The organism is Vibrio sp. 10N.222.49.C9 (genome assembly GCF_041474985.1).
Lineage (GTDB): Bacteria > Pseudomonadota > Gammaproteobacteria > Enterobacterales > Vibrionaceae > Vibrio > Vibrio crassostreae_C.
Genome location: NZ_JBFRVD010000128.1, coordinates 1 through 1,390 on the forward strand (window position 1 = coordinate 1; position 1,390 = coordinate 1,390).

Below are 1,390 nucleotides of genomic sequence, written 5' to 3' on the forward strand. Positions count from 1 at the left end.
ATTGCGATGTGACATATGCAGAGATATGTTACGAGGATTTTGCACAAAAGAATCACATGCAAGGGTAATCCTCCCATTAATAACTGCACGTGTTCGTAGAATTTATGCGGCTATTTTTAGTGGTGGATACCCTCCATTCGCTTTGTGTGGGCGCTCATGGTTGTAGAACCAAAGCCAACGGGTTGCTTTATCTTGTACTTCCGCTATCGAATCAAATAGATACTTGCTTACCCAACTGAATCGGACGGTTCGGTTGAAACGCTCAACATAAGCATTTTGTTGAGGATTGCCTGGCTGTATATAATCAATACGAATACCTCGATTTTTAGCCCATTCAACAAAATGACCGCTGATAAACTCCGGCCCATTATCACAGCGAATGGCGATAGGCTGTTCTCGTTGCTCGATTACCTGCTCTAGAGCCCTAACAACTCTTACTGCTGGTAAAGATAAATCAGCTTCGATAGCTAATCCTTCACGCTTAAAGTCATCAATGACATTAAACAGGCGATAATTACGTCCATCGGAAAGTTGATCGTGCATAAAATCAATAGACCAAACTTGATTCGGTTTGATCGGGTCTTTTAGTGGCTCTGGTACATTACGATTTAGTCGTCTTCGCGGACGGATACGCAGATTTAGAGCCAGTTCGCAGTATATGCGATAGACGCGCTTGTGATTCCAAGTATGCCCTTTAACATTGCGAAGGTAGTTAAAGCACAATCCAAAACCCCAGTCGGACTCGTCTTCGGCCAATTCAGTAAGCAACTGAGCTATCTGTTCATTCTCAGGTTGCCCTTTTGATTGATACCGATAGCACGTCTCACTGACGCTAAACCAACGGCAAGCCTGCCGGATGCTAATTGTGTTGTTCGCCACTGAGTGCTGAGCCATCTTGCGACGCTCACAGGGCTTCACCACTTTTTTGCCATAGCCTCAGAAATCACTTCTGCTTTTAAGCGCTCTTCCGCGTACATCTTTTTAAGGCGGCGATTTTCATCTTCAAGCTCTTTCATTCGAGTCATAAGGGAAGCGTCCATACCTCCGTATTTTGAGCGCCACTTATAGAAGGTCGCGCTGCTCATACCATGCTCTCGGCAAAGCTCTGGGATCGGGGCTCCCGCTTCTGCTTGTTTTAAGATAGAGAGGATCTGACTGTCCGTGTATCGTGATTTTTTCATATTGAATCTCCTGTATTAACTATACGAGAAAATTCTACTTTTTCATGCTGTTACTTTTCGGGGGGATTACCCAAGGTGTGATGAACACAGATAAAAGAGGAGAAAGGGATGCGAACTGGATTGGATAAGATCAAAAAAGCCAGCATCTAACATGCTGGCTTGAGACAAATTCCGTTTTTGGTATCACACTAGTTTCATTTCTTGAATAA

At 44.0% G+C, this 1,390-nt stretch carries 1 protein-coding gene; it reads right to left on the bottom strand.

The genetic code is table 11. The annotated features are described in order from the left end of the window. Positions 1 to 102 precede the first annotated feature (102 nt). Positions 103 to 1,181, bottom strand: a protein-coding gene (locus AB4585_RS22300) for an IS3 family transposase (protein WP_170962420.1) whose coding sequence is annotated in 2 segments (ribosomal slippage) — positions 103 to 932 and positions 932 to 1,181 — 1,080 coding nt in all. Because the reading frame shifts where the segments join, the coding sequence is not laid out codon by codon here. Positions 1,182 to 1,390 lie beyond the last annotated feature (209 nt).